The organism is Neisseria sp. 20925_1_37, from assembly GCF_041433255.1.
In the GTDB taxonomy this organism is placed as follows: domain Bacteria; phylum Pseudomonadota; class Gammaproteobacteria; order Burkholderiales; family Neisseriaceae; genus Neisseria; species Neisseria flavescens_D.
Window position 1 is genome coordinate 25,235 of sequence record NZ_JAPWBC010000009.1, and the last position, 23,236, is coordinate 48,470.

A 23,236-nucleotide genomic window follows, 5' to 3' on the forward strand; every position below is an offset into this window, starting at 1 on the left:
TAGCGGCCCACCCGATGGAATGATTTATTTGGTTTTGGGCGCGAACGGGCCTTGTCCGGTAATCAGGGGCTGTTGGTTTTCAATCCATTGCTCGCATTGGGCCATGAGTTCGGCTTCATTGCCGTTGTTGTGGGCAATGGGTTTGCCGATGATGACGCTGACCGTGCCGGGGTATTTGAGGAAGGAATTTCGCGGCCAAAACTCGCCGCTGTTGAGCGCGACGGGAATGATGTCCATCTCAAACATTTTTGCCATGCGTGCGCCGCCGAGCTTGTAGTGGCCTTTTTCACCGGGCGGCAGGCGTGTGCCTTCGGGGAAAATGGTAATCCAATAGCCTTCGTTTTTACGCGCAAGGCCTTGTTCTAAAAGTTGTTTGTTGGCTTCGCGGCTGTTGCTGCGGTCGATGCCGATGGTTTTAACCAGCTTCAAGCCCCAGCCAAAGAAAGGGATTTTGAAGAGTTCGCGTTTTGCAACATAGACTTGCGGCGGAAAAATCTCTTGCAGGGCGAGGGTTTCCCAGCCGCTTTGGTGTTTGGCGCAGATGATGGCAGGGCGGTCGGGAATGTTTTCCGCGCCGCTTAAGGTGTAGTTCAAACCGATGATGTGCTTGAGCGACCAGTTGAGGATGCGCACCCAAACTTGCGCCATTTTGTGTGCACCGCCTTGGAAGGGCAGGGCAAGCAGCATAAAGGGGAACAGTAAAATAATGCTAGAGGAAAGGATGAACCAGTAAATCAGGTTGCGGATAATCAGCATATCGGGGAAAAGTCTGTCGTTAGAAGGCCGTCTGAACGCCGTTGTCGGCTGGTTTCAGACGGCCTTGTCATTTATAGGATGGCTTGCGCGGCTTCTTCGATTTGTGTGTTTTCACGCATGATGTATTGCGAGAAAGCGAGCAGGTTGTCGAAGACTTGGGTGTGTTCGGGCAGGTCTTGCTCGTGTTTGGCCAGCGTTTTTTTGCCTTTGCCGGTCAGGACGAGCGCGGATTTGCCGCCTGCGGCATCAATGGCTTGCAGGTCGCGCAGGCTGTCTCCGACCAGCCAGGTTTCGGCGGCATTGGCCTTGAAGCGTTCGATGATGTCGATAATCATGCCGGGCTTGGGTTTGCGGCATTCGCAGTTGTCGGCGGCAGTGTGTGGGCAAAACCAAATGCCGTCGATGGTGCCGCCTGCCTGAACGGCAAGGCGGTGCATTTTCGCGTGCATTTCGGTCAGGTCTTGCACGGTAAAGTATTTGCGGCCGATACCGGATTGGTTGGTGGCCACGGCGATGGTGTAGCCTGCCTGCGTTAAAAAGGCGATGGCATCCATGCTGCCTTCGATGGGAATCCATTCGTCAACGGATTTGACGAAATCGTCGCGGTCTTGATTGATGACGCCGTCGCGGTCGAGGATGATGAGTTTCATGGTGTTTTTTAATATGGGGTGTGTCGATATTATAGTGAAGATTAAAGAGTGTGCATACGTTGTGTTATTATGTAACCTTGTTTCAGAAATGCTTCTAATTGTGTATTTGTAGAAGTTTATTAATAAGGGATAGCGTCATGTTTGCTTATGTTTTCCTATTTTTGTTTGTGTCAGCAGCAGTAGTACTGATTATAAAGTCACACTATCGTTGGACCTATTTTTTTGCTTCAATGCTATTTATGTTTTTGGCGGCTGGTATGTTGATGTTGACAGGGCAGTGGCAACGAGCGTTGAATTTTGCATCAGTATGTTTTGTTGTGTTTGCTTTGTTTCATAGATTAAAAATTCATTATTATAAACAACCATTATTGATTTCAGACTTCCGACTCATCGTCGATTGGCGTAACTGGGAGACATTGTTTCATTATAAAGAAGCCATCGTTGGCGTACTGGGATTAATGGTATTGATTGTTTACGCCGTGTTTGGTTGGTACGATGCGGAGCCTATGGATATAGTGTGGCAGTATACTGGTGCAATCATATTCATAATGTCATTTTTTGCAATGTGGTATTTTTCAAAGCATCCTGGAGCAGTTAGAATATGGCTGGATTCGTTGCCAGATGATGGTAGGGATGTATTTTTAAATTTGCCGATGTCTTGCAGGGCAGTATTTTTCCAAGTGCCGATGTTTGAAGGTAATGGACAGGAATTTGCTGAGAAACTGTTAACTGAAAACATATATCCTGAAACATTGGAAAAACCCGATATTGTCATTACGCTGATGGAATCGACGCTTAATCCACATCAATTTGATTTCACATCAGCCGATATTCCTAAATTAAGGATGTTTGAGCAGCAGATGGATACCGTGTTTGCTTCTCCATTGCGCGTACATACGTTTGGTGGTGCAACATGGAAATCTGAATTTGCGTTTTTAGCAGGTGTGCCGTCTACTGACTTTGGCGCATTGGCTAGCGGGGTATTTTATTCAGTGGTGCCACATTTACAGACTGGACTTATCCGAAATTTGCGTGAGCATGGTTATTTTTGTGTAGCTTTGTCGCCCTTTACTAAGGGTAACTATAATGCCAAAGCCGCCTATGATCATTTTGGTTTTGATCTTATGTTACAGCCTCAAGATTTGGGGTATCCTGCCCCGATGGGCAAAAATTTATGGCACATTTCTAGCGAAGAAATGATGCAATATGCGCGGATGATTCTAGAAAAACGTCATCCTAGTTTAGCAGATGTACAGCAACCGATGTTCGTCTATATTTTGACTATGAAAGAACATGGGCCTTACAAGACAGACATGGATAATGTGTTTGGGCTGGACTCTCCAGATTTAGATATGAAAACTATTTCTGCAATCAACGACTATATCGAGCGTATTGTCGATTTGGATAAAGCGACAGAAAGTTTTAACCATTATTTGCATGAACGTAACAAACCGTTTGTGTTTGCTTATTTCGGTGACCATCAGGCATCATTTGATGGTGTTTCTCCTAAGAAAAAAGGAAATTTTGCTTATCCTGACTATATTACGCAAATTGTGGTTAGAAGTAATATTACCTCGGGATTTAGACAAGAACAGGATTTTCTTGACCTTGCTTTTGCTGGAGGAATGTTAATGAATGTGGCAGGTCTTTCTCCTACAGACAATTTCATGAAAGCAAATATGACCATGCGAAGTTTAAGCAATGGTAGGCTTGAAGATTGTTACAATAGTAAGCTTGTTAATGATTACCGAAATTACTTGTATAGCATCCTGAAAATTGTACGTTAGGCATTTAACTTAAATGATAAGACGTATGCTTCTAGAAAAAGAGGTACAACGAGAATCTACGTAACCATACATCATTTGTTTATATAATTTGTAGTGTAGTTTTCATGAAAAGACGGGCAAGAATGCCCGTCTTTTTGTAGTTTGAGATCTTTGCAAAACTCTCCTAAAACTCCTTAAACGCCCATCAAGATTATTCATGGGAATGTTCGTGAGCATTTCAGTAAAACTCTAAAGACATAATAGCTAAACACACATCAGTTACTTCGCTTTGTTGTAGTTAGAGCAAGTGCTTGATTGGCAGCTTATTGAGCATTAACTGTATTATCAAAGAACCCGTTGCTTCTGATATTACATGCGGATGTCCTGCATATTCTACTGTTATCTATGTTCGGAAATATTTCACTTGGCCAATGGCACAGCCTTTCTGATTTCTAACTTATCCTTATTACCCGCATTGATTTCAACCTGTGTTTCAAAGCTCTCAATATCTTTAGTGAAGTATTATTCTGATATCTGTCAGTATAGTATATTGAGAGTCTGGTCGATATGATGCGTTAATGTAGGATTATAGGTTAATGCCTGCATAGGAGAGGTAATTTTGTGTTTTCCCTGTTGTTTAAGCGAAACTGCTTGTGTGATGGCTTGTGCCAGTGTTTCTGGGTTTTGACGTGAGAAAAAGAAGCCTGCATTTTCGTTCATGACTTCGGTACATGCCATATTGTCGGAGAAAACAACTCGGGTTCCGCACAAAATAGATTCTATGCCAACCAGTCCGAATGGTTCGTACAGTGATGCCATAATGGTGAAGTCAGCAGCTCGGTAAAGTTCAGGCATATTTTTGCAAAAACCAAGCTCAATGACGTTGTTCATTGGTCGAGGTAAGGGCGATCCGGCAACAGCCAGTTTGATGGGTAAATCGGTATGCTCGAAAAATTCTGCTAATAAATCCAAGCCTTTTCGGGTATGTCCGGTTGATGGAAATAGGAAAATAGTTTCGTTGTCTTTAAATCCATATCTCGCACGAGTTGCAGGAATTTCTTCCGGTTTGGTGTAGAAGCGTGCAGTATCGGCAGGTGGATGGATAACACGGATTTTTTCAGAAGGCACTCCATAGAGGTTGATCAACTCGTGTTGCATTAGGTGTGAATGCGCCATGATCAATTTTGCTGTTGAGTAGTTGGTACGGTTACGCCGAATGATGAGTCTATCAAGTAAGTTTGGGGTTTTACCCATGTTGTGCAGGTAACCTAAGTGTGTACCGCCGCAGATAAAGATATCAGCATAATCACTGGGATTGCAGGCAATAAGGGGAATATTTCTGTTTCGCCGAAGCTTGGCCAATTGCATACTGAAGAAAAAAGGGCGCAACTTTTTTGGAATCTTTTTTTGATTGACGTGATGCGTATCAACTTGGCGGTATTCAGGAACCGTTGTATCGATTTGTGCAGCAAAGACTGTAGGTTTGATGCCGTGTGCGCTTAAACCACGGACAAGGTCGAAGGTGTAGCTTTCCATACCGCCACCTGGACGGAAGCAGTTAATAGCAATGTCGATAGAATAGTTCGACTTCATTATATGGGTTCTTTCGAATATTTTTCTGCTTTCAAACTGCTTTGCCATTTTTCAAAGGCCGTCTGAAAAACGGGTGTCAGTTTGGCGAAGGTTTCCGGGGTGTTTTTGACGTGGTAGAAGCCGCCGAGCGAGGGTGTGTCGAGGGCGAGGACGTAGTCTTCCATAAATGCGCCGTAGCCGTCTTCTTCGTCGGTGTAGTAGAACTCGGTAAACCGTTGGCCGAGTTCGGTAAAGTCGTCCGCCGTCAATGCGCCGTCCATGTGTTTGAGCAGGAAGTGCCGTCCGCTGATTGTGCCTGCGGTCATGGCGGCGAAGTCGGCCGCGGTTTCGGGGGCTGTTTGCCAGACGGGGTTGACGAGGCCTGATTTTGCTGCCCACTGCCAGTACATGCCGATGTGGGTGGCGGCGTTTTCGGGCGGGAGCTGGTCGGGGTAGTCTTCGTCGAGGTGGAAACGGATATTGTCGTACATGGACGGGGTTCGTTGGGGGAAAGGGGGTATTGTAGCGGAAAATAATGAATTAGGCCGTCTGAAAGAGGGTGTTTCAGACGGCCTTAAGGGAATTTAACCTTTAAATACGGGAACAAGCTCCATTTGGCTCAATATTTGGGCGGCAATGTTGATGATGCCGAAGAGGAAAACCCAAACCATCAGCCGGAATCCGCCGTAAACTTGGTAGTTTTTGCCGACGCCAAATTTTTTGCGCGAGCGGTAGAGCAGCATGGCCGGGATGATGCCTGTCCAGATGGTGGCGGCCAGACCGACGTAGCCGATGGCGGTAACGAAGCCGGTGGGGAAGAGCAGGCAGGAAATCAGGGGCGGCAGGAAGGTCAGTGCGGCGGTTTTGGTGCGGCCGGAGATGCTGTCGTTCCATTTGAAGATGTCGGCGATGTAGTCGAATAGGCCGAGCGTTACGCCGAGGAAGGACGTGGCAATCGCCATGTAGGAGAACAGGGTCAACACTTTGTCCATATTGCCGGTTTGGGCGAACTTGGACAGCGTTTCGATCAGGACGGAAACTTGTCCTTCTGCGGCGATAACCGGTGCGAACTCGCTGCGCGGCAGGTTGCCTTGGATGGCGATTTGCCAGAGGACGTAAATCACCAAGGCAATCAGCGTACCCGACCACAGGGATTTGGCCACTTTGGGCGCGTCGCCTTTAAAGTATTTGAGCAGGCTGGAAACGTTGCCGTGGAAGCCGAATGAGGCAAGGCAAACGGGCAGGGCGGTGGCGACATAAATCCAGTAGCTGGTGCCGGCAGGGGCTTGGGTGTCAAACAAGACAGGCATTTTGGCATCGGCAATCAGGCCGCCGGTTGCCCAAATAAAGGTCAATACCATGCCGCCGATGAGGATGCTGGTGAAGCGGTCAACCAAGCGTGCGGATGCCCAAACGCAAAAGGCGAGAATGCCGAAGAAGACGAGTTGGCCGACGGTGAGCGAAATTTCGCCGCCTACCGCGCTGCCGATGCCTTTGGCGGTCAGGTCGCCGCCGACGAAGATGTAGGCGTAGGTGAGCAGGTATAAAACGAAGGCGACGGCAACGCCGTTGATGACGTTCCAAGCCGGGCCGAGCAGGTCTTTGACCATGGTGTCGAAGCTGGCGCCGTGCGGATAATGGGTGTTGACTTCCAAAATCATCAGGCCGCTGGAGAGCATGGAAAACCAGGTGTACAGCAACACGACCAGCGAGCCGGCAAACCAGACGCCGGACGTGGCGGTCGGATTGGCAAGCATGCCTGCGCCGATAACCGTACCGGCGATAATCATCGCGCCGCCGAATAGGGATGGGGTTTTGGTTGACATTGTTTGTCTTTCTTCTAGAAATGCGTGGTTGTCATTATGCCGTAAAGTGTAAGAAAAGGTAAAGCAAAGGCCGTCTGAAAACCCGATTGTCGTTTTCAGACGGCCTTTGATGTGTATAAATGCAACTGATTAAATCAATTTTCGCAGTTTCAATTCGTTTTTCAGATAGGCGTAATAAACCGGCGCGACGATGATGCCGCCGATGCCGAAAATGCGTTCAAAGACGACCATTGCCACCAGCAATTCCCACGCGCTGGATTCGATTTCCGAGCCGATGATTTTGGCGTTGAGGAAATATTCGAGCTTGTGGATGACAACGAGGAACACCAGCGAGGCGAGTGCGACGTAAAGCGATGCGCCGAGGCTCAAAATAATGATGATGGTGTTGGAAATCAGGTTGCCCGCCACCGGAATCAGGCCGACGATAAAGGCGACGATCAGGACGGTCATTTTAAACGGCAGCTCAACGCCGAACAGCGGTAAAACCAAGTAAAGGTAAAGGCCGGTCAGGAAGGTGTCGATCAGCGAGATTTTGACTTGGGCGAGGAACACGCGTTCAAAGCTGGTTTCAAAAGTGACGATGCGTTGCACCAATTCGGCTTTAAACAATGGCATTTTGCGGCGGTTTTTACGCATTTTCAGGCGGTGGAAGCTGAGCATGGCGCCGATGATGATGCCGATGAGGATGTACACGAAGGACGTGATGCTGTTTTTACTGATGCGGGTCAGCGCGGCGCGGTATTCTTCAATCAGCTTGATTGCCGAAGCTTTGATTTCGGCCATATTGTTGGGCAGCATATTGAGAATGGCCGCAGGCAGGTCTTGGCTGTTTTTGGTGTCTTCCAAAATCGCCGCCAGCTTCGCCAGCATAAAACCGACATGGCCGCCGTGTATCAGGTGGTAAATGCCCAAAGACATCATCGCAATGATGCTGAACACGATGGCCAGCGTCAGCGTAGTGGAAATCAGGTTGATATTGTGCGCGTTGAGCGATTTATGCAGCCGAGTATTACGCGGCAAAACACGGCGGCGGAGCTTGAGGATGACACCGTTGGTGCGCGTAATAAAGATATAGGTCAGGATAACCGACAGCAGCAGCGGCAGCAGATGGTAGTGCAAGACAATCAGCAAGGCCAAACCCATCAGGATATAGGAAGCGTTGCGGAAAGTCGGGTTGTCGGAGTGGGAAGCGAGTAAGGACATGTGAAGCCGATAAGGTAAAAAAAACAAAAAAAAACAGGTCGGGCCGTCTGAAAAAACATGTTCAGACGGCCTAATTTAATGACGGCGGTTAGTCGTGCAATGAGGCCGCGTGTAGCGTGTTTTCCAACAAAGTGGCAATCGTCATCGGGCCGACGCCGCCGGGAACGGGCGTAATCATGGAGGCGCGTTCTTTGGCAACGTCAAACTCCACGTCGCCGCACAGGCTGCCGTCTTCCAAGCGGTTGATGCCCACATCGATAACGACGGCGCCGGGTTTGACCCATTCGCCTTTAACAAAATTCGGAATGCCCACGCCGACCACCAAAATATCGGCGGTGGCAACTTCATCGGCAAGGTTTTGCGTGGCGCTGTGGCAAATGGTTACCGTCGCGCGGGACAGCAGCAATTCCAACGCCTGCGGGCGGCCGACAATATTGGATGCGCCGACGATGACGGCTTTTTTGCCTTTCGGGTCGATGCCGTAGGCTTCCAACAAAGTCATCACGCCTTTGGGTGTGCACGGGCGCATCAGCGGCATTTTGACGACCAGACGGCCGACGTTGTAAGGGTGGAAGCCGTCCACATCTTTATGCGGCTCGATACGCTCCAAAACCGCTTGGCTGTCGATGTGTGCCGGCAGCGGCAGTTGCACCAAAATACCGTCGACGGTAGGGTCGCCATTCAATTCGTCCACCAGTTTCAGCAAATCGTCTTGCGTGGTTTCAGACGGCAGCTCATAAGAGCGCGATTCGATGCCGCTTTTTTGGCAGGCCAGTTTTTTATTGCGTACATAAACCGCGCTGGCAGGGTCGTCGCCAACCAATACCACTGCCAAGCAAGGCGTGTGCAAACCTTTTTCCTGACGCGCTTTTACCGCCTGCGCGACCGCCTCGATGCGTTGCTGGGAGATTTTTTTTCCGTCTATAAGTTGTGCAGCCATGATTTTCCTCCTCAATAGGGATAAATATTGCGTTTAAATTATCGCATTTTTCAGACGGCCTGACACAAAAGAGTGGCCCTGATTACGAAACATAAAAATAAATAACGATTAAAAATAATAAGATAATCAAAAGATGAAAAAATAAAGCAAAGTAAGTGTTGACCGGTTTGAAAAGGGTCTGTATAGTTCAGGTCTTCAGTCGGGGCGTAGCGCAGCCCGGTTAGCGCATCTGCTTTGGGAGCAGAGGGTCGTGAGTTCGAATCCCACCGCCCCGACCACAAAATTCTTAGCACGAATCGGCATGAGCGCCCGTAGCTCAACCGGATAGAGCACCGACCTTCTAAGTCGGGGGTTACAGGTTCGATTCCTGTCGGGCGTGCCAATTTTTACGGTGGCTGTAGCTCAGTTGGTAGAGCCCTGGATTGTGATTCCAGTTGTCGTGGGTTCGAGCCCCATCAGCCACCCCAGATGAAAGCCTGCATGTTGTATGCAGGCTTTTTTCCGTTTATACCCGAATTTTACTTCAGATTTAATTGGGTTTCAAAAAAGTATTTATCAAACCGTTTCATCATGGCATCGGCAAAAATGGCATTTGCTGTGTTATCAAATATCAATGAATACGCAGTCAAGCCCGAATATTATACCGTTCGGTATCTTTTTATGGCGTTTCGCCGTTATCCTTTATAATACCCCGATTATTTTCTGTTTTATTTCCAAAGGAACCGCATCATGTCCGAATGGTCAGCTCCAGAATTCGAATCCAAAATTTGTCCGCCCGAAAAGCTGGCGGAGCGTTTGGCGGCATTGCCCCGTCCGCTGGTGTTTACCAACGGCTGTTTCGATATTCTCCATAGGGGCCATGTAACGTATCTGGCGCAGGCGCGATCGGCCGGTGCGGCTTTGGTGTTGGCATTGAATACCGATGCTTCGGTGCGCCGTCAGGGCAAAGGGGACGACCGTCCGATTAATCCTTTGGAAAACCGCGCGGCAGTGGCAGCGGCATTGGCGAGCGTGGATTTGGTCACATGGTTTGATGACGATACGCCGGCTGCGTTGATTGAAATGGTCAAACCTGATGTATTGATTAAAGGCGGCGACTGGCCTGTGGATAAGATTGTCGGTGCGGCTGAGACGTTTGCGCGTGGCGGCAAAGTATTTTCGATTCCGTTTTTACACCAGACTTCGACCACCAAAACGTTGGCGAAAATTCGCGAAGCCGGAGGAGGCGAATGACGGATTTGAACAGCCGCCATTGGGCCTTGCTCGCCGCACTTTCAGACGGCCTGCCGCAACACGTTTCTCAGTTGGCGCGCGTGGTCGGTATGAAGCCGCAACAATTAAACGGATTCTGGCAGCAGATGCCAGGCCATATCCGCGGTTTGCTGCGCCAGCACGACGGGCAATGGCGTTTGGTGCGCCCTTTGGCTGTGTTTGCCGAAGAATCTCTGCAACAAATGGCCGGAAAACAGGGTTTTCGTGCGCAGTTGAAACACGAATGTTCGTCCAGCAATGATGAAATCATGGCATTGGCGCGCCAGTCGGCAGATTTGGCGCATAAGGCCTTGTGCGTGGCGCATTTCCAAACCAAAGGACGCGGACGGCAAGGGCGAAGCTGGGTCAACCGACAGGGTGAATGTCTGATGTTCAGCTTGGGCTGGGCGTTTGACAAGCCGCAGTATGAGCTGGGTTCGCTGGCGTTGGTGGTGGCATTGGCTTGCCGACGCGCGCTTGCCGATATCGGTTTGGACGTAAATATCAAGTGGCCGAACGATTTGGTCGTGGCCAACGATAAATTGGCCGGTATTTTGATTGAAACGGCGCGGGTGGAGAATAAAACCGTCGCCGTCATCGGCATCGGCATTAATTTTGTATTGCCGAAAGAAGTGGAAAACGCCACTTCCGTGCAGGCCCTATTTCAGACGGCCTCTAAGCAGGGCGTAAGCGTCAAAGCCTTATTGAATGCGGTGTTGGCGCAACTCGATGCGCTGTTGAACGAATACGCGCAAAACGGATTTGCGTCATGTGTCGGCGAATACGATGCCGCCAACCGCGACACAGGCAGGCCGGTCTTGCTGCTTCAAGAAGGGCGCGTTGTCCACGAAGGTGTGGTCAAAGGCGTGGATGCGCAAGGTGCGTTGCGTTTGCTGACGGACAAGGGCGAGAAAACCATCGTCAGCGGCGAAATCAGCTTGCGCCCGGATAACCGTCCGGCACAACCCGCCGCCGCCAAGCCGGAACGCTTTTTACTGCTGGACGGCGGCAATAGTCAGCTGAAATGGGCGTGGGTGGAGAACGGCACATTTACCGAAGTCAGCCGCGCGCCGTATCGTGATTTGGCTAAGCTGGGCGAAGAATGGCTGCGATTTGCCGATGAAGATGTGAAGATTGTCGGTTGCGCCGTGTGCGGTTCGGTAAAAAAAGCAATGGTAGAAGAACAATTAACCCGTCCGGTCGAATGGCTGTCTTCCATGCCGCAGGCTTTGGGTATCCGCAACCATTACCGCCGCCCTGAAGAACATGGCTCCGACCGCTGGTTTAATGCGCTGGGCAGCCGTCGCTTCACGCAAAATGCCTGCGTCGTCGTCAGCTGCGGCACCGCCGTAACCACCGACGCGCTGACGGAAGACAATCATTATCTCGGCGGCACCATCATGCCCGGTTTCCACTTAATGAAAGAGGCGATGGCGCTCAAAACCGCCAACCTCAACCGCCCCATCGGCAAAGTATATCCGTTCCCAACCACAACGCCGAACGCCATTGCCAGCGGCATGATGGATGCCGTTTGCGGCGCGTTGATGATGATGCATGGCCGTCTGAAAGACAAAACGGGCGAGGGCAAACCGGTCGATATTATTATCACGGGCGGCGGCGCGGCCAGAGTCGTACAGGCGCTGCCGGAGTCATTTGTTCATGACAATCAAGTGAAAATCGTCGATAATCTCGTGATTCACGGGCTCTTGCATTGGATTGCCCATCGCAACGGACAATAAAAAGGAAAACGCATCATGAAATGGCTGTTTGCGGTCTTGGTCGCACTCAACATCATTGTTTTTGGCAGCATGGTTGCCTATCGGACACAACATAAAACCGCCAAACTAGAATCTGCTTTTTTGGAAGGCGGTACGCACGAATTATTGCGCCCGTCTTCTTTGGACGCGCCCAAAGCCGAGCCGCAGCAGGCATCGCAGCCCGATTGGGTGGCGGATGAATCAGACGGCCTGATTATGGCAGAACCTGAATCCGAAGAAGCGGAAGCCTTGCGTAAAAAGCAAGAAGCGCAGCAGTTGAAAGAGAAAAAAGAAAAAATGCGCCGCGAGAAAGAAGCGCAAGAACGCCGCGCCGCCGAAGAAGAGATGGACGCAGCCGGCGTGGAACGCTTGTGTACCAGCAGCGCCACCGTAGTGATGGATGAAGACGATTACCACCGCATCAAAGGCCTGTTGGGCAAATGGCCTCATGCGGCCAGCCGCAGCATCGAAAAACGCAACGGCGCATCCGGTGGCGAGACTTCTTCCAAAACCTTCCGCGTGGTCTTGCCTGCCGACGGCGACACTTCCGCCCAGCTTGATGCCTTGGGCAGCCGCGGCTTTAGCGGCAGCATTCACAACGGCGAAATCAGCATTGACGTAACACGCAGCCGCTCTTCCGCCCAAGTTTTGATTTCACGCTTGTCCAGCGCAGGTTTCGGCGGCGCGCGCATTGTCGAACAGGAAGACAGAAGCGCACCCGATACCGGTTTGAGCGTAGCGCGCATGACCGTAGTCTTTATGGCGGTCGACGAGCGCGATGCTCAAGACATCAGAAACATTGTCGGCCGTTATGGCAAATTGAACATGAAAACCTGCCGATAATCAGGTCTATTCGGTTTCAGACGTCCTGATAAGCAGTTGGAAAAGCCTGATAAACCGAACGCCACAAAACACGAAACCCACTGTATCGGCAGTGGGTTTCATGTTTTTCGGTTTTGAGTATCTGATATAAAGGGGAACAGGTATGTTTCGTATATGCGCACTCCGAGTATCAAGAGATAATGGGGAAGAGGGGGATAAAATCTGTCGTTTAATGGCTCGGATTAGGACGTCTTCCGAGTGGGTTTGATTATACGCTAATAATAACTATTATCAATAGCAAAACTAAAAAAATAAGGAATTTTTCTATAATATATTGTTTTGTATGGAAATTAAATTTCGGTATTGGCTTTGCCGCGATTGAAAAGGCCGTCTGAACGTCAAACGAACAGGCCGGTTGAAATAGAGTAAGGCAAACATTTCGCCCCTATCTTTCAGACGGCCTTTTGATTTGTTTCAATCACTCATAAACCCAAGCAATCAACATATCCAAAGCCATATAAAATACCGTATAATCAAGGCCAAATTAACTTTGCCTGCTTGTCGGGCCGTCTGAAAAATTATGCAACAAACCTACGCCGCCGTACAGCGAGATTTGCTCGAAGCCAACCATCTTTCCCCCGATTTGCTCGCCCAAAGCCTGAGCATTATCGGCGCCAACCATGTCGATTATGCCGACATCTATTGTCAGCGCACTGCCTATGAAAGCTGGCATCTGGAAGAAGGCATCGTCAAATCGGGCAGCTTCCAAATCGATCAGGGCGTGGGCGTGCGTGCCGTTTCGGGCGATAAAACTGCGTTTGCCTACGCCGACAGCCTGTGTATTGATTCGATCAACCGCTCTGCCAAAGCAGTGCGCGTGATTGGTGCGGCCGGTAGCGAAGCCAGCATCAAAGTGCCGACACCTGCCTACGGCAAGCCTGTCCACATGGCGATTGACCCTATTGCCAGTCTTGATTCTGCTGCCAAAGTCGCGCTGTTGAATAAAGTCGAAACGCTGGCCAAAGCTGCCGATCCGCGTATTGTGCAAGTGATGGCTGGTTTGACCTGCGAATACGACATGGTGTACATCGCCCGTCTGGACGGTAAACACGCTGCCGATATCCGCCCGATGGTGCGCATGAATGTAACTGTCATTGCCAAGCAGGGCGAGCGTCGCGAGCAGGGCAGCGCGGGCGGCGGCGGACGTTATGATTTGGCGTATTTCGATGAAAACTTGGTGCATCGGTTTGTCGATGCCGCCGTCAAACAAGCCCTGACCAATCTCGAATCCCGTCCTGCGCCTGCCGGAGAGATGACCGTCGTTTTGGGCAACGGCTGGCCGGGTGTGTTACTGCACGAAGCGGTCGGACATGGTTTGGAAGGCGATTTCAACCGCAAAGAAACCAGCGTTTTCTCCGGCCGTATCGGCGAGCGTGTGGCCGCCAAAGGCGTGACCGTTGTGGATCAAGGCGATATTGCCGACAGACGCGGTTCGCTCAATATCGACGACGAAGGCAATGAAACCCGCCGTACTGTATTGATTGAAGACGGTATTTTGGTCGGCTATATGCAGGACGAAACCAACGCCCGCCTGATGGGTACGCAATCGACCGGCAACGGCCGCCGCGAAAGTTACGCTTCTGCGCCTATGCCGCGCATGACCAATACCTTTATGGAAAACGGCGGCTATGAGCCGGAAGAAATCATCGCTTCCATTGACAAGGGCATTTACGCCGTCAACTTTGGCGGCGGACAAGTGGACATTACCAGCGGCAAATTCGTGTTCAGCGCATCCGAAGCGTGGTGGGTGGAAGGCGGCAAGCTGCAATACCCTGTCAAAGGCGCGACCATCATTGGCAACGGCCCCGAAGTGTTGAAACACGTTTCCATGATAGGCAATGACTCCGCGCTCGACAGCGGCATCGGCGTCTGCGGCAAAGAAGGGCAGAGCGTTCCTGTCGGCGTAGGACAACCGACCCTGAGGATTGATGCCGGACTGACCGTCGGCGGTAGCGAAATTTAAACGGCAGGCCGTCTGAAAGGTTTTCAGACGGCCTTTTGCATTAGGATAAAACCATGCAGAAACAGAATCGGAAATCAAGTTTTCCCATCGTGATGTTGCTGGTGTCGGTTGCCTTGTGGATTGCGTCTTTGTCCAATGTTGCATTTTATTTGGGCAATCATGAAAGCATGAAGGGTTTGACCGTTTTGATTTTGGGGTCGATATTTGCTTCTTTGGATATAAGATATTGTGCGGCCTATGCGAATTATGTTTGGTTGGCGGCTATTGTGTTGCTGGTGTTGCGGAAGAAGGTCGTGCCTGTCCATGCGGCGCTTTGGGGCTTGGCGCTGGTGGCTTTCAGTGTGAAAGCCGTACACGTCGATGAAGCAGGGAATACATCGGATATTGTGCGCTACGGTGCAGGATTTTATTTGTGGTATGCCGCATTTGCGGTTGCCACCATCGGCACGTTTGCCGGAAAGATTAAGGAAAGAAAAGCCACAACGCTGGCAGATGGGACGAAAAATGACGCTTGATGAATGGTTGCGCCAATCGGCACTGCCCAAAAACGAAGCGCGGATGTTGTTGCAATATGCGCTGGGTTACACGCGTGCGCAGCTGGTGACACGCGGTACGGACGATTTGGCAGACTCTGCCCTGCAAACCTTGGAGGCTTTGGCTCAACGCCGTCTGAAAGGCGAGCCGATGGCCTATCTGTTGGGCGAGCGCGAGTTCTACGGACGACGCTTTACCGTCAATCCCCATGTGCTGATTCCACGCCATGAAACTGAGCATTTGGTGGAAGCCGTGCTTAAACGCTTGCCGCCGCAAGGCCGCGTGTGGGATTTAGGGACGGGCAGCGGCGCCATTGCCGTAACCATCGCGCTTGAACGCATTGATGCCGATGTTCGCGCATCTGACATCAGCGTCGGTGCTTTGGATACTGCCCGTCAAAATGCGGCCGAATTGGGTGCAAAAGTGGAGTTTGCACAGGGGTCGTGGTTTGATACCGACAGGCCGTCTGAAGGCGGATACGATGTGATTGTTTCCAATCCGCCGTATATCGAGGACGGCGATGAACATTTGTCGCAAGGCGATTTGAGGTTTGAACCGCAAAACGCGTTGACCGACTTTTCAGACGGCCTCAGCCATATCCGCCACATTACCCAAGAAGCCCCCACATACCTGAAAGCCAACGGCTGGCTGCTGTTTGAACATGGCTATGACCAAGGTGAAGCAGTGCGGAACATTATGCTGGAGAACGGTTTTGCCGAAGTGGCAACCGAACAGGATTTGGCAGGATTGGACAGGATCACGCTGGGGTGTTTGCCTGCTTAGTGGGCATGGTTTGTCGAATATATAAAAAAGGGCGTGTCGATCACGCCCTTTTGGTTTTTTGGTTTAGCTGTTCAGACGGCCTGGTTTAACGCCAAGCAGCAACAAACTCCGCCCAGTGTTGTTTTTCTTCGGCTTGTGCGGCCAGATAGTGTTTGATGCGTTTGATTTCGACTTCGTATTCGTCGGCATCGAGCGCGCCGCTCATCATGCGAAAGCGCATATACATCAGGTAGGTATTGGCGGCATCGGTTTCGCAATAGTCGCGGATGTCTTTCAGACGGCCTGCATGATAAGCGTCCCAAACTTTGCTGCCGTCCATGCCCAGTTTGCCGGGGAAGCCGCAGAGTTTGGCCATATCGTCCAAAGGCACGCTGGCACGCGGTTGGTAGAGGGCGAGCAAATCCATCAGGTCGCAATGGCGGGTGTGGTAGCGGCTGATGTAGTTGTTCCACTTAAAGTCGCGGCTGTCGCCAAAATCGCCGTCGCCCATGTCCCAATAGCGGGCGGCGCTGATGCCGTGTATCAGGGCACGGTAGTGGAGGACGGGCAGGTCGAAACCGTTGCCGTTCCAGCTGATGAGTTGCGGCGTATAGTTTTCGATGACCTCGAAGAACTTGGCAATCATGACTTCTTCGCTGTCTTCGGGATCGCCGATGGTGCTGACGCGGATCTTGTCCTGACCCCAGCGCATACAGCAGGAGATGGCGACGACTTGGTGCAGATGGTGTTGCATAAAGTCGCTGCCGGTTTTGGCACGGCGTTGCTGCTGGGCAAACAGGACGACTTCGTTGTCGGGCAAATCAGCAGGTAAATCGTAAAGCTGGCGGATGCCGTTTACGTCGGGAATGGTTTCGATGTCGAAGGCGAGTATCGGAGTCATGGCGTGATCGGATTGGATAAGGGATGATGTCATTGTGGCATGACGGCGCAGATAAAAAAAGAGGCAATCCCCCACAGGATTGCCCCAATACCTCAAATCAGAGATTTACGCTTCACAAACAATACAGGCTTTCACCTGCGGCTTTACAGATGCAGCTCAACTCTGCATCAGTAAACTTTCATTTCGGGCATTGCACCGAAATCCTCTAAAATACCGCAATTTCTTGCAATATCAGAAAACTGCTTACAAAAGTATCTAAAACCGGCGAGGCTGTCTGAATGTTTTGTAATTTGATGTAGTGAAATTTACGCGAATTTTTACAGTTTGCCAAGTATTTTTTTCTGAAGGCTTGTTTTGGTATAAATTTCAGGTCTTGTCATATTTTTGCAATTATATTTCATAATTATTTTAAATTTAGATATTTATTTTGTTTTTTTAAATTTTAATTTAATTTTATTTCATATTTTGAATGATTAAAATGCATTTTTTCAGATGAACTGTTTTATAATATATTGTTTTTAAAAGAAATTAAATTTAATATGTAAATGAAAAAAGTGTATTGGGTCTGATGTTTTTCATTTGAGAAAAAATATAGGGTTGTTTGAAAGTTTCAATCACGATGAAAAAAGTTGTTTTTAAAGCATTTAAAGCGGAATATTATTTGATTGTTTGAAGTCAAACATGAGTTTCGGTTTGATTCAATTAAAATGAAAAAGCGGCGAAAGAAGGACTTCGCCGCTTTTTGCATATTTAAATTGTAATTCAATGTAGTCAATAAAAGCTGTTTTCGCCTTCGGGACGGGTTTTGAAGCGTTTGTGCAGCCAGAAATATTGTTCGGGATGCTCGCGTACCCGCTCTTCGATGAAGTCGTTCATGCGCTGGGTATCGGCTTCGACATTTTCGGTCGGGAAATTGTCCCAAGCCGGATAGAAGCGCAGGGTTACGGTATTGTCGGCTTCGCGCGTGGGGATGGCGGGAATGATTTTGGCTTTGGTCATGCCGGCGATACGGCTGAGGCCGGTAATCGTGGCCGTCTGAATGCCGAAGAAATTGACGAAAATGGAATCGTTGCGGCCGAAGTCTTGGTCGGGCAGATAAAGAAAGGGCGCATCGCTTTTGCGCAGGTGTTTGATGATGGCGCGCAGGCCTTCTGTGCGGCCGATCAGGAAAACATTGTTGTAGCGGTGGCGGCCTTTCAGGATTTGCTCGTCCAGGGCTTTGTTTTTTTGGTGCGAATACATGCTGGTCAGCGGCACATCCTGATTGAGCGTGTAAACCGCCATTTCAAATGCGGTAAAGTGCGGATAGAGGATGATGACTTTTTCGCCGGCGGCGAGGGCTTCGTCAAGATGGTGTTTGTCTTGATAGCGTACCAACGAGCGCAGCTTGTCCGCAGGCGCGTACCAGTAGAGGCCGTATTCGAGCATCAGCTTTGCCATGTGTTGGAAATGGCGTTTGAGCAGGGCAGTGCGCTGGCTGTCGTTCAGCTCGGGAAAGCATTTTTTGAGGTTGACCTCACCGACTTTGCGGCGCGGTTTGACTGCGTAATAAGCGAGAATACCGATCGCGTCGGCAATCTTGTGCAACACGCAAAAAGGCAGCAGGCGAATGAGGTAGAGAAAAAGGAAGGCGGCTTTCATGAAGGCTCGCTGTATGTGGGCAAAGGGCTATTATAACCGAAAGGCCATCTGAAAACGGGCTTGAACACGATTTCAGACGGCCTGAATGTCGGCTTACCATTGGAAACGGCCGCGCTTGACCTGCAAGCCGTCGGGGTTGAGTTGCGAAGCCAATCCGTGATTGCGCAGGGCATGGGTGAGGGCGACGGCGAGTCCGTCGGCGGCATCGGCTTGCGGCGTACCTGAAAGTGTAAGCATTTGGACCACCATATGCTGCACCTGCTCTTTGGCGGCCTTGCCCTTGCCGACCACGGCCTGCTTGACCTGAAGCGCGGTGTATTCAAATACGGGCAAATCGTGCATGACTAAAGCGGCAATCGCCGCACCGCGCGCCTGACCAAGCATTAACGTTGCAGCCGGATTGACGTTGACGAACACTTGCTCGATGGCCGCCTGATGCGGCTGATAGTGGCGGATGATTTCATCGATATGGCGGACAATCACGGCGATGCGTTCGGAAAGCGACGCGCCGGTCGGCGTTTTGATACAGCCGGAAGCAACATAATGATGTTCGCGGCCGTGGACATCAATCACGCCAAAGCCGGTCACGCGGCTGCCGGGGTCGATGCCAAGAATGCGTGTGGGTTGAGAGTGGGACATAGTGCGTGTTTAAAGTAATCGGTGTTTCAGGGCTGGCAGGCGCGTGCGCACGCTTTGCAGGCGCGCAGTATCCAAATTGGCACAAATTACGCCTTCGCCTTCCGGCAACGTCGCCAACACATCGCCCCAAGGGTCGATAATCATACTGTGGCCGAATGTGCGGCGGCCGCTTTCATGCAGTCCGCCTTGTGCCGATGCGATGACGTAGCATTGGTTTTCCACTGCACGGGCGCGAAGCAGCAATTCCCAATGCGCCTTGCCGGTCGTATAGGTAAACGCAGCCGGTAACAGCAAAACATCAAACGGCTGCTGGGCGCGGAAAAACTCAGGAAAGCGCAAATCGTAGCAGACGCCGACCGCCAGAGAAACATCATCCACGCTTAACTTCGGCACATCGCTGCCTGCCAGTATTGTATCGGCTTCGGCGTAGCGTTCGCCCAAACCGGAAAAGCCGAAAAGGTGCATTTTGTGGTAAAGCCCGATTCGGCTGCCGTCGCGGTCATACACCAGCATCGTGTTCATCACCTTGCCAGCGTCTGGGCTTTGCAGCGGAACCGTACCGCCAAACAACACCACGCCGCATTCCCTTGCCGTTTCGCTTAAGGCCGTCTGAAAACGGGTGTCGCAGGTTTCGCCAACTCGTCCATCGTCCAAAGGCTCGGCAAATGCCAGTTTGTCCGTGTCGTTTTTGCCCATCAGCGGCCAATATTCGGGTAGCAACACCCAATCTGCCCCTTGTTCGGCCGCCTCGCGGACAAGGCGTTTCATCGTGGCAATATTGGTTTCGGGGTTGGTGGACGACACCATTTGCACAGCGGCGGCGCGTAAAGAGCGCATCATCAAAACTCCTGTCAGATTTTGCAAGAATTGTAACTTGTTTACGCACAAGGCCGATACAATCGGCACACAATTCCTCTCCAAAAAAAGGATAAACCATGAACTTGAAACTTCTCCTCACTGCCGCACTTTCCACCGCCGCACTTGCCGCACATGCCGACGTACAGCTTTACGGTAGCATCAAAAGCGGTATCGAAACCTCGCAAACCCGTTTCGGAGGCCAAACATACAGCCGAACCGCCGTTGCCGACCAAGGCAGCCACATCGGCTTGCGCGGCTCGCATCCGATTGGCGGCGGAACGAATTTTATTTGGGAAGTCGAACAAGACACACCGGTCGGCAAAAGCGGCTCCATCCGCCAAGACTGGCGCGAACGTCGCGATAATTTTGGCCGTTAAAGGAAAGGTTGAATAGTAAAGGCCGTCTGAAAAATCAGGATAACTGGTTTTCAGACGGCCTTTGTTCTTATAATAGCGGTTTATTTTTTTACATACTCAGCAACGGAGTTTCCATGCAGTTTTCAGCATTCGGCGAAAAATTCACACAACACAGTGGTATTTTGCAGTTGATGGACGATTTGGGCGACGCGCTCAAAAGCGATAAGCCCGTCAATATGCTCGGCGGCGGCAATCCGGCGCGGATTGCTGAAGTCAATGCGGTGTTCGCCGATGTGTTTTCCAAGTTGGCGGCAGAACACGCTGTTGAGAATATCGGCAATTATTCCAATCCGCAGGGCGATGCGGCGCTGATTGCGGCTTTGACTGAGTTTCTCAACCGCGAATACGGCTGGAATCTGACAGCGGACAATATTGCGCTGACCAATGGTTCGCAAAACGCGTTTTTCTATTTGTTCAACCTGTTTGGCGGCAAATTCAATCTTTCAGACGGCCAAACGGCTGAGAAAGCCATTTTGTTGCCGCTTGCGCCTGAATATATCGGTTATGCCGACGTGCATGTCGAAGGGCAGCATTTTATTTCGGTAAAACCGAAAATCGAAAATGTCGAACACGAAGGCGAAGCGGGATTTTTCAAATACCGCGTGGACTTTGACGCGCTGGAAAGCCTGCCCGAATTGAAAGAGGGCAAAATCGGTGCAATTTGCTGTTCGCGCCCGACCAACCCGACCGGCAATGTGTTGACCGACGGTGAGATGGCGCGTTTGGACGCGTTGGCGCAGGAGCACGGGATTCCGCTGATTATCGACAACGCTTACGGAATGCCGTTCCCGAATATTATTTATAGTGATGTGACGCTCAACTGGCACGAAAACATCATCCTCTGCTTCAGCCTTTCTAAAATCGGCCTGCCCGGTGTGCGTACCGGCATTATTGTCGCCGCGCCGGAAGTGGTCAAAGCCGTCAGCAGTTTGAATGCGATTGTGAATTTGTCGCCAACCCGTTTCGGCGCGGCGATTGCGGCTCCGCTGTTAAACAACGGCCGTCTGAAACAGCTGGCCGACCAAGTGATTCAGCCGTTTTACCGTCAGCAGGCGCAAACGTCGGTTTCCCTGCTCAAACGCGAATTGGGCGCGTATCCGTTGAAAATCCACAAGCCTGAAGGTGCGATTTTCTTATGGCTTTGGTTTGAAAACCTGCCGGTTTCGTCGCAAACCTTGTACGAAATGCTCAAGGCCGAAGGCACGCTGATTATTCCGGGCGAGCATTTCTTTGTCGGCATCGATACGCAAGACTATCCGCACGCGCACGAGTGTATCCGTATGAGCATTGCGCAAGACGCGGAAACGCTGGAAAAAGGTATTGTCGCGATCGGTCGCGTGGTGCACGGTTTGTACGATAAAAAATAAATGCTTTGAATAGACAAAGGCCGTCTGAAACCTGAGCAATCGGGTTTCAGACGGCCTTTTTGTCGGATTTAGATATGGTGGATAACCAGTTTTTTGCCTTCGTAATCGAGGACGTTGACGTCCATATCGAATAGGGTTTTGATGTTTTCGGCGGTGAAAATATCGTTGGGCTTGCCCTGCATGGCGACTTGGCCGTTTTTCATGGCAACGACGTAATCGGCGTAGGCGGCGGCCTGGTTGATGTCATGCAGGACGACGACGGTGGTGCGTTTGTGTTCGTCGGTCAGTCGGCGTAGGATTTGCATGAGGGAGCGGGCATGATACATGTCGAGGTTGTTCAGCGGTTCGTCCAGCAAAACGTAGTCGGTGCGCTGACAGAACACCATGGCAATCATGGCGCGTTGGCGTTGGCCGCCGGAAAGCTCGGTTAGGTAGCGGTCGGCGAAGTCTTGCAGGTGGAACTCGGCAAGCGCTTCTTCGACGATGGTTTTATCCGTTTCAGACGGCCTGCCTTGGTGGTAGGGATAGCGGCCGAACATGAGCAGGTCGCGTACGGTAATGCGGCTCATGATGCTGTTTTCTTGGGTGAGGATGGAAAGCGTGCGGGCGAGTTCGGCGGTGGGGGTGGTTTTGATGTCTTTGCCTGCGTAGCTGATGTCGCCGCGTACCAAGGGCTGCAGGCGCGCCATAAAGGAGAGGAGGGTGGACTTGCCTGCGCCGTTCGGGCCGATCAGCGCGGTAATGCCGCCTTCGGGGATGTCGAGGCTGACGTCGTTGAGGATGGGGTTGCTGCCGATGGTGTGGCTGACGTTGCGGATGGTAATCATAGGCGGGTCCGAAAATGGGAAATTGGGGTTTCAGACGGCCTTGAGTTTTAAGGCCGTCTGAAACTTATTGATTATGACGTTTTAGATTTCGCTGACGGTGACAAATTCGGGATTGTCGGCTTGGTCGATCAGGAAGGCGCGGACGCGTTCTTGCCAAAGCTCGCCGAATTGTTTGAGTTCGTCGGTACTTGCGCTGCCGCTGACGGCTTTGGGCATGATGTCGCGCATTTGCGGCGCAAAGGGTTGAAGCGCGGCGTTGAGGCTAACGGCAACGGTTTTGCCGGTATCGCGGCGACGGAGTGCGAGTGTGCCGTTGATTTCGCCTGCACCAAAGGACAAGAGGTGGCGGCGGGCAAAGCGTCCGGCCGGGCCTACGCCGCCAAAGCCGGTTTCGGGTGCTGCGCCGGTAAGGAGTTGGACGACGGAAGCGGTAACACCGGTTGTGCCTTCGTCACGCTCGCCCTGCATAAAGGCTTCGATGTCGCCGCGTTGCGGCAGCTCTTCGCCGTAAAGGGCTTTCAGGCCTTTGATGACCATTAGGTAGGCACCGGCGACGGTTGGGCAGGAATGGCCGCACAGGCGCACGGCATCGGCGTAGTGGTAAGTAAGGATGCCGTTTTCGGCCGCGCCAAGGAAGTCGGCCAATGCGTCTTGGACGGTAATGGTCGGGGCGTCATCGAAGAATGAAGGGAGGCGTTCTTGTGTCATGAGGGTTGTCCTTTATG

The 23,236-nt window shown here is 51.1% G+C and carries 22 protein-coding genes and 3 tRNA genes; 12 read left to right on the top strand and 13 right to left on the bottom strand.

What is annotated here, in order from left to right:
* Positions 1 to 24: 24 nt before the first annotated feature.
* Positions 25 to 756, bottom strand: a complete 732-nt coding sequence (locus O3661_RS08105; protein ID WP_371493003.1) for a lysophospholipid acyltransferase family protein — start codon at positions 754 to 756, stop codon at positions 25 to 27.
* Positions 757 to 827: 71 nt separating this feature from the next.
* The gene (gene gmhB, locus O3661_RS08110; protein WP_039862535.1) at positions 828 to 1,406 is read right to left on the bottom strand and encodes a D-glycero-beta-D-manno-heptose 1,7-bisphosphate 7-phosphatase; all 579 of its coding nucleotides are present in this window, start codon (positions 1,404 to 1,406) and stop codon (positions 828 to 830) included.
* A gap of 137 nt (positions 1,407 to 1,543) precedes the next feature.
* Between gmhB and O3661_RS08115 the strand changes: the two genes are divergently transcribed.
* Positions 1,544 to 3,193, top strand: a complete 1,650-nt coding sequence (locus O3661_RS08115) for an LTA synthase family protein (RefSeq protein WP_371493004.1) — start codon at positions 1,544 to 1,546, stop codon at positions 3,191 to 3,193.
* Between the two features lie 516 nt (positions 3,194 to 3,709).
* On the opposite strand, the gene O3661_RS08120 is transcribed toward O3661_RS08115, so the two are convergent.
* The 5 genes from O3661_RS08120 to folD all read right to left on the bottom strand — a co-directional run bounded on the left by O3661_RS08120 (position 3,710) and on the right by folD (position 8,713).
* Positions 3,710 to 4,765, bottom strand: a complete 1,056-nt coding sequence (locus tag O3661_RS08120; protein ID WP_371493045.1) for a glycosyltransferase family 4 protein — start codon at positions 4,763 to 4,765, stop codon at positions 3,710 to 3,712.
* Positions 4,765 to 5,235, bottom strand: coding sequence for a cell surface protein (locus O3661_RS08125; protein WP_371493005.1), 471 nt, complete (start codon positions 5,233 to 5,235; stop codon positions 4,765 to 4,767). Before O3661_RS08125 ends, O3661_RS08120 begins: the two co-directional genes overlap by 1 nt.
* Before the next feature lie 93 nt (positions 5,236 to 5,328).
* Positions 5,329 to 6,570: an aromatic amino acid transporter gene (locus O3661_RS08130; RefSeq protein ID WP_371493006.1), complete on the bottom strand. Its 1,242-nt coding sequence runs from the start codon at positions 6,568 to 6,570 to the stop codon at positions 5,329 to 5,331.
* Between the two features lie 129 nt (positions 6,571 to 6,699).
* Positions 6,700 to 7,773 carry an AI-2E family transporter gene (locus tag O3661_RS08135; RefSeq protein ID WP_371493007.1) on the bottom strand — a complete coding sequence of 358 codons (1,074 nt, stop codon included), beginning with the start codon at positions 7,771 to 7,773 and terminating at the stop codon, positions 6,700 to 6,702.
* 88 nt (positions 7,774 to 7,861) lie between these two features.
* Entirely contained in the window at positions 7,862 to 8,713 is an 852-nt protein-coding gene (gene folD / locus O3661_RS08140) for a bifunctional methylenetetrahydrofolate dehydrogenase/methenyltetrahydrofolate cyclohydrolase FolD (protein WP_371493008.1), read from the bottom strand.
* A 200-nt stretch (positions 8,714 to 8,913) separates the two neighbouring features.
* Between folD and O3661_RS08145 the strand changes: the two genes are divergently transcribed.
* The 9 genes from O3661_RS08145 (at position 8,914) to prmC (ending at position 15,883) form a co-directional block, all read left to right on the top strand.
* A tRNA-Pro gene (locus O3661_RS08145) sits at positions 8,914 to 8,991 on the top strand.
* A gap of 27 nt (positions 8,992 to 9,018) precedes the next feature.
* Positions 9,019 to 9,095 (top strand) — tRNA-Arg (locus tag O3661_RS08150).
* A gap of 9 nt (positions 9,096 to 9,104) precedes the next feature.
* Positions 9,105 to 9,180, top strand: a tRNA-His gene (locus tag O3661_RS08155).
* A 259-nt stretch (positions 9,181 to 9,439) separates the two neighbouring features.
* Positions 9,440 to 9,946, top strand: coding sequence for an adenylyltransferase/cytidyltransferase family protein (locus tag O3661_RS08160; RefSeq protein ID WP_141745162.1), 507 nt, complete (start codon positions 9,440 to 9,442; stop codon positions 9,944 to 9,946).
* Positions 9,943 to 11,703, top strand: coding sequence for a bifunctional biotin--[acetyl-CoA-carboxylase] ligase/type III pantothenate kinase (locus O3661_RS08165; protein ID WP_371493009.1), 1,761 nt, complete (start codon positions 9,943 to 9,945; stop codon positions 11,701 to 11,703). The genes O3661_RS08160 and O3661_RS08165 overlap by 4 nt, the downstream gene beginning before the upstream one ends.
* Positions 11,704 to 11,718: 15 nt before the next feature.
* Complete coding sequence (locus O3661_RS08170) at positions 11,719 to 12,564, top strand: cell division protein (RefSeq protein WP_371493010.1); 846 nt, start codon at positions 11,719 to 11,721, stop codon at positions 12,562 to 12,564.
* Between the two features lie 559 nt (positions 12,565 to 13,123).
* Positions 13,124 to 14,566, top strand: coding sequence for a metalloprotease TldD (gene tldD, locus O3661_RS08175; RefSeq protein ID WP_371493012.1), 1,443 nt, complete (start codon positions 13,124 to 13,126; stop codon positions 14,564 to 14,566).
* A 53-nt stretch (positions 14,567 to 14,619) separates the two neighbouring features.
* The gene (locus O3661_RS08180; protein ID WP_371493014.1) at positions 14,620 to 15,081 is read left to right on the top strand and encodes a hypothetical protein; all 462 of its coding nucleotides are present in this window, start codon (positions 14,620 to 14,622) and stop codon (positions 15,079 to 15,081) included.
* Positions 15,071 to 15,883 carry a peptide chain release factor N(5)-glutamine methyltransferase gene (prmC, locus tag O3661_RS08185; RefSeq protein WP_371493015.1) on the top strand — a complete coding sequence of 271 codons (813 nt, stop codon included), beginning with the start codon at positions 15,071 to 15,073 and terminating at the stop codon, positions 15,881 to 15,883. Before O3661_RS08180 ends, prmC begins: the two co-directional genes overlap by 11 nt.
* A gap of 85 nt (positions 15,884 to 15,968) precedes the next feature.
* Here the strand turns inward: prmC and O3661_RS08190 are convergent, their stop codons facing one another.
* The 4 genes from O3661_RS08190 to O3661_RS08205 form a co-directional block, all read right to left on the bottom strand.
* Positions 15,969 to 16,763 carry a 3'-5' exonuclease gene (locus tag O3661_RS08190; protein ID WP_371493046.1) on the bottom strand — a complete coding sequence of 265 codons (795 nt, stop codon included), beginning with the start codon at positions 16,761 to 16,763 and terminating at the stop codon, positions 15,969 to 15,971.
* 771 nt (positions 16,764 to 17,534) lie between these two features.
* Positions 17,535 to 18,419, bottom strand: a complete 885-nt coding sequence (locus O3661_RS08195; RefSeq protein ID WP_256593554.1) for a lipid A biosynthesis lauroyl acyltransferase — start codon at positions 18,417 to 18,419, stop codon at positions 17,535 to 17,537.
* Between the two features lie 78 nt (positions 18,420 to 18,497).
* The gene (gene ruvC / locus O3661_RS08200) at positions 18,498 to 19,043 is read right to left on the bottom strand and encodes a crossover junction endodeoxyribonuclease RuvC (protein ID WP_371493016.1); all 546 of its coding nucleotides are present in this window, start codon (positions 19,041 to 19,043) and stop codon (positions 18,498 to 18,500) included.
* 9 nt (positions 19,044 to 19,052) lie between these two features.
* Positions 19,053 to 19,883: a carbon-nitrogen hydrolase family protein gene (locus O3661_RS08205; RefSeq protein ID WP_371493018.1), complete on the bottom strand. Its 831-nt coding sequence runs from the start codon at positions 19,881 to 19,883 to the stop codon at positions 19,053 to 19,055.
* Positions 19,884 to 19,978: 95 nt separating this feature from the next.
* Here O3661_RS08205 and O3661_RS08210 point away from each other — a divergent pair, with 95 nt between their 5' ends.
* Entirely contained in the window at positions 19,979 to 20,278 is a 300-nt protein-coding gene (locus O3661_RS08210; protein WP_004520970.1) for a porin, read from the top strand.
* A 113-nt stretch (positions 20,279 to 20,391) separates the two neighbouring features.
* Positions 20,392 to 21,684, top strand: coding sequence for a valine--pyruvate transaminase (locus tag O3661_RS08215; protein WP_371493020.1), 1,293 nt, complete (start codon positions 20,392 to 20,394; stop codon positions 21,682 to 21,684).
* A gap of 68 nt (positions 21,685 to 21,752) precedes the next feature.
* On the opposite strand, the gene O3661_RS08220 is transcribed toward O3661_RS08215, so the two are convergent.
* A complete protein-coding gene (locus O3661_RS08220; RefSeq protein WP_371493021.1) occupies positions 21,753 to 22,511 on the bottom strand; it encodes an ABC transporter ATP-binding protein in 759 nt (252 codons plus the stop codon).
* An 81-nt stretch (positions 22,512 to 22,592) separates the two neighbouring features.
* Positions 22,593 to 23,219: an FmdE family protein gene (locus tag O3661_RS08225; RefSeq protein WP_371493023.1), complete on the bottom strand. Its 627-nt coding sequence runs from the start codon at positions 23,217 to 23,219 to the stop codon at positions 22,593 to 22,595.
* Between the last annotated feature and the right edge of the window lie 17 nt (positions 23,220 to 23,236).

Bases quoted from the DNA above. Each gene is read 5' to 3' on its own strand.
- O3661_RS08130 (WP_371493006.1), bottom strand. From the start codon at position 6,570: ATGTCAACCAAAACCCCATCCCTATTCGGCGGCGCGATGATTATCGCC.
- O3661_RS08190 (WP_371493046.1), bottom strand. From the start codon at position 16,763: ATGACTCCGATACTCGCCTTCGACATCGAAACCATTCCCGACGTAAAC.
- ruvC (WP_371493016.1), bottom strand. From the start codon at position 19,043: ATGTCCCACTCTCAACCCACACGCATTCTTGGCATCGACCCCGGCAGC.
- O3661_RS08210 (WP_004520970.1), top strand. From the start codon at position 19,979: ATGAACTTGAAACTTCTCCTCACTGCCGCACTTTCCACCGCCGCACTT.
- O3661_RS08115 (WP_371493004.1), top strand. From the start codon at position 1,544: ATGTTTGCTTATGTTTTCCTATTTTTGTTTGTGTCAGCAGCAGTAGTA.
- O3661_RS08135 (WP_371493007.1), bottom strand. From the start codon at position 7,773: ATGTCCTTACTCGCTTCCCACTCCGACAACCCGACTTTCCGCAACGCT.
- O3661_RS08180 (WP_371493014.1), top strand. From the start codon at position 14,620: ATGCAGAAACAGAATCGGAAATCAAGTTTTCCCATCGTGATGTTGCTG.
- O3661_RS08220 (WP_371493021.1), bottom strand. From the start codon at position 22,511: ATGATTACCATCCGCAACGTCAGCCACACCATCGGCAGCAACCCCATC.
- O3661_RS08125 (WP_371493005.1), bottom strand. From the start codon at position 5,235: ATGTACGACAATATCCGTTTCCACCTCGACGAAGACTACCCCGACCAG.
- O3661_RS08105 (WP_371493003.1), bottom strand. From the start codon at position 756: ATGCTGATTATCCGCAACCTGATTTACTGGTTCATCCTTTCCTCTAGC.
- O3661_RS08170 (WP_371493010.1), top strand. From the start codon at position 11,719: ATGAAATGGCTGTTTGCGGTCTTGGTCGCACTCAACATCATTGTTTTT.
- O3661_RS08120 (WP_371493045.1), bottom strand. From the start codon at position 4,765: ATGAAGTCGAACTATTCTATCGACATTGCTATTAACTGCTTCCGTCCA.
- O3661_RS08225 (WP_371493023.1), bottom strand. From the start codon at position 23,219: ATGACACAAGAACGCCTCCCTTCATTCTTCGATGACGCCCCGACCATT.
- gmhB (WP_039862535.1), bottom strand. From the start codon at position 1,406: ATGAAACTCATCATCCTCGACCGCGACGGCGTCATCAATCAAGACCGC.
- O3661_RS08165 (WP_371493009.1), top strand. From the start codon at position 9,943: ATGACGGATTTGAACAGCCGCCATTGGGCCTTGCTCGCCGCACTTTCA.
- prmC (WP_371493015.1), top strand. From the start codon at position 15,071: ATGACGCTTGATGAATGGTTGCGCCAATCGGCACTGCCCAAAAACGAA.
- O3661_RS08215 (WP_371493020.1), top strand. From the start codon at position 20,392: ATGCAGTTTTCAGCATTCGGCGAAAAATTCACACAACACAGTGGTATT.
- tldD (WP_371493012.1), top strand. From the start codon at position 13,124: ATGCAACAAACCTACGCCGCCGTACAGCGAGATTTGCTCGAAGCCAAC.
- folD (WP_371493008.1), bottom strand. From the start codon at position 8,713: ATGGCTGCACAACTTATAGACGGAAAAAAAATCTCCCAGCAACGCATC.
- O3661_RS08205 (WP_371493018.1), bottom strand. From the start codon at position 19,883: ATGATGCGCTCTTTACGCGCCGCCGCTGTGCAAATGGTGTCGTCCACC.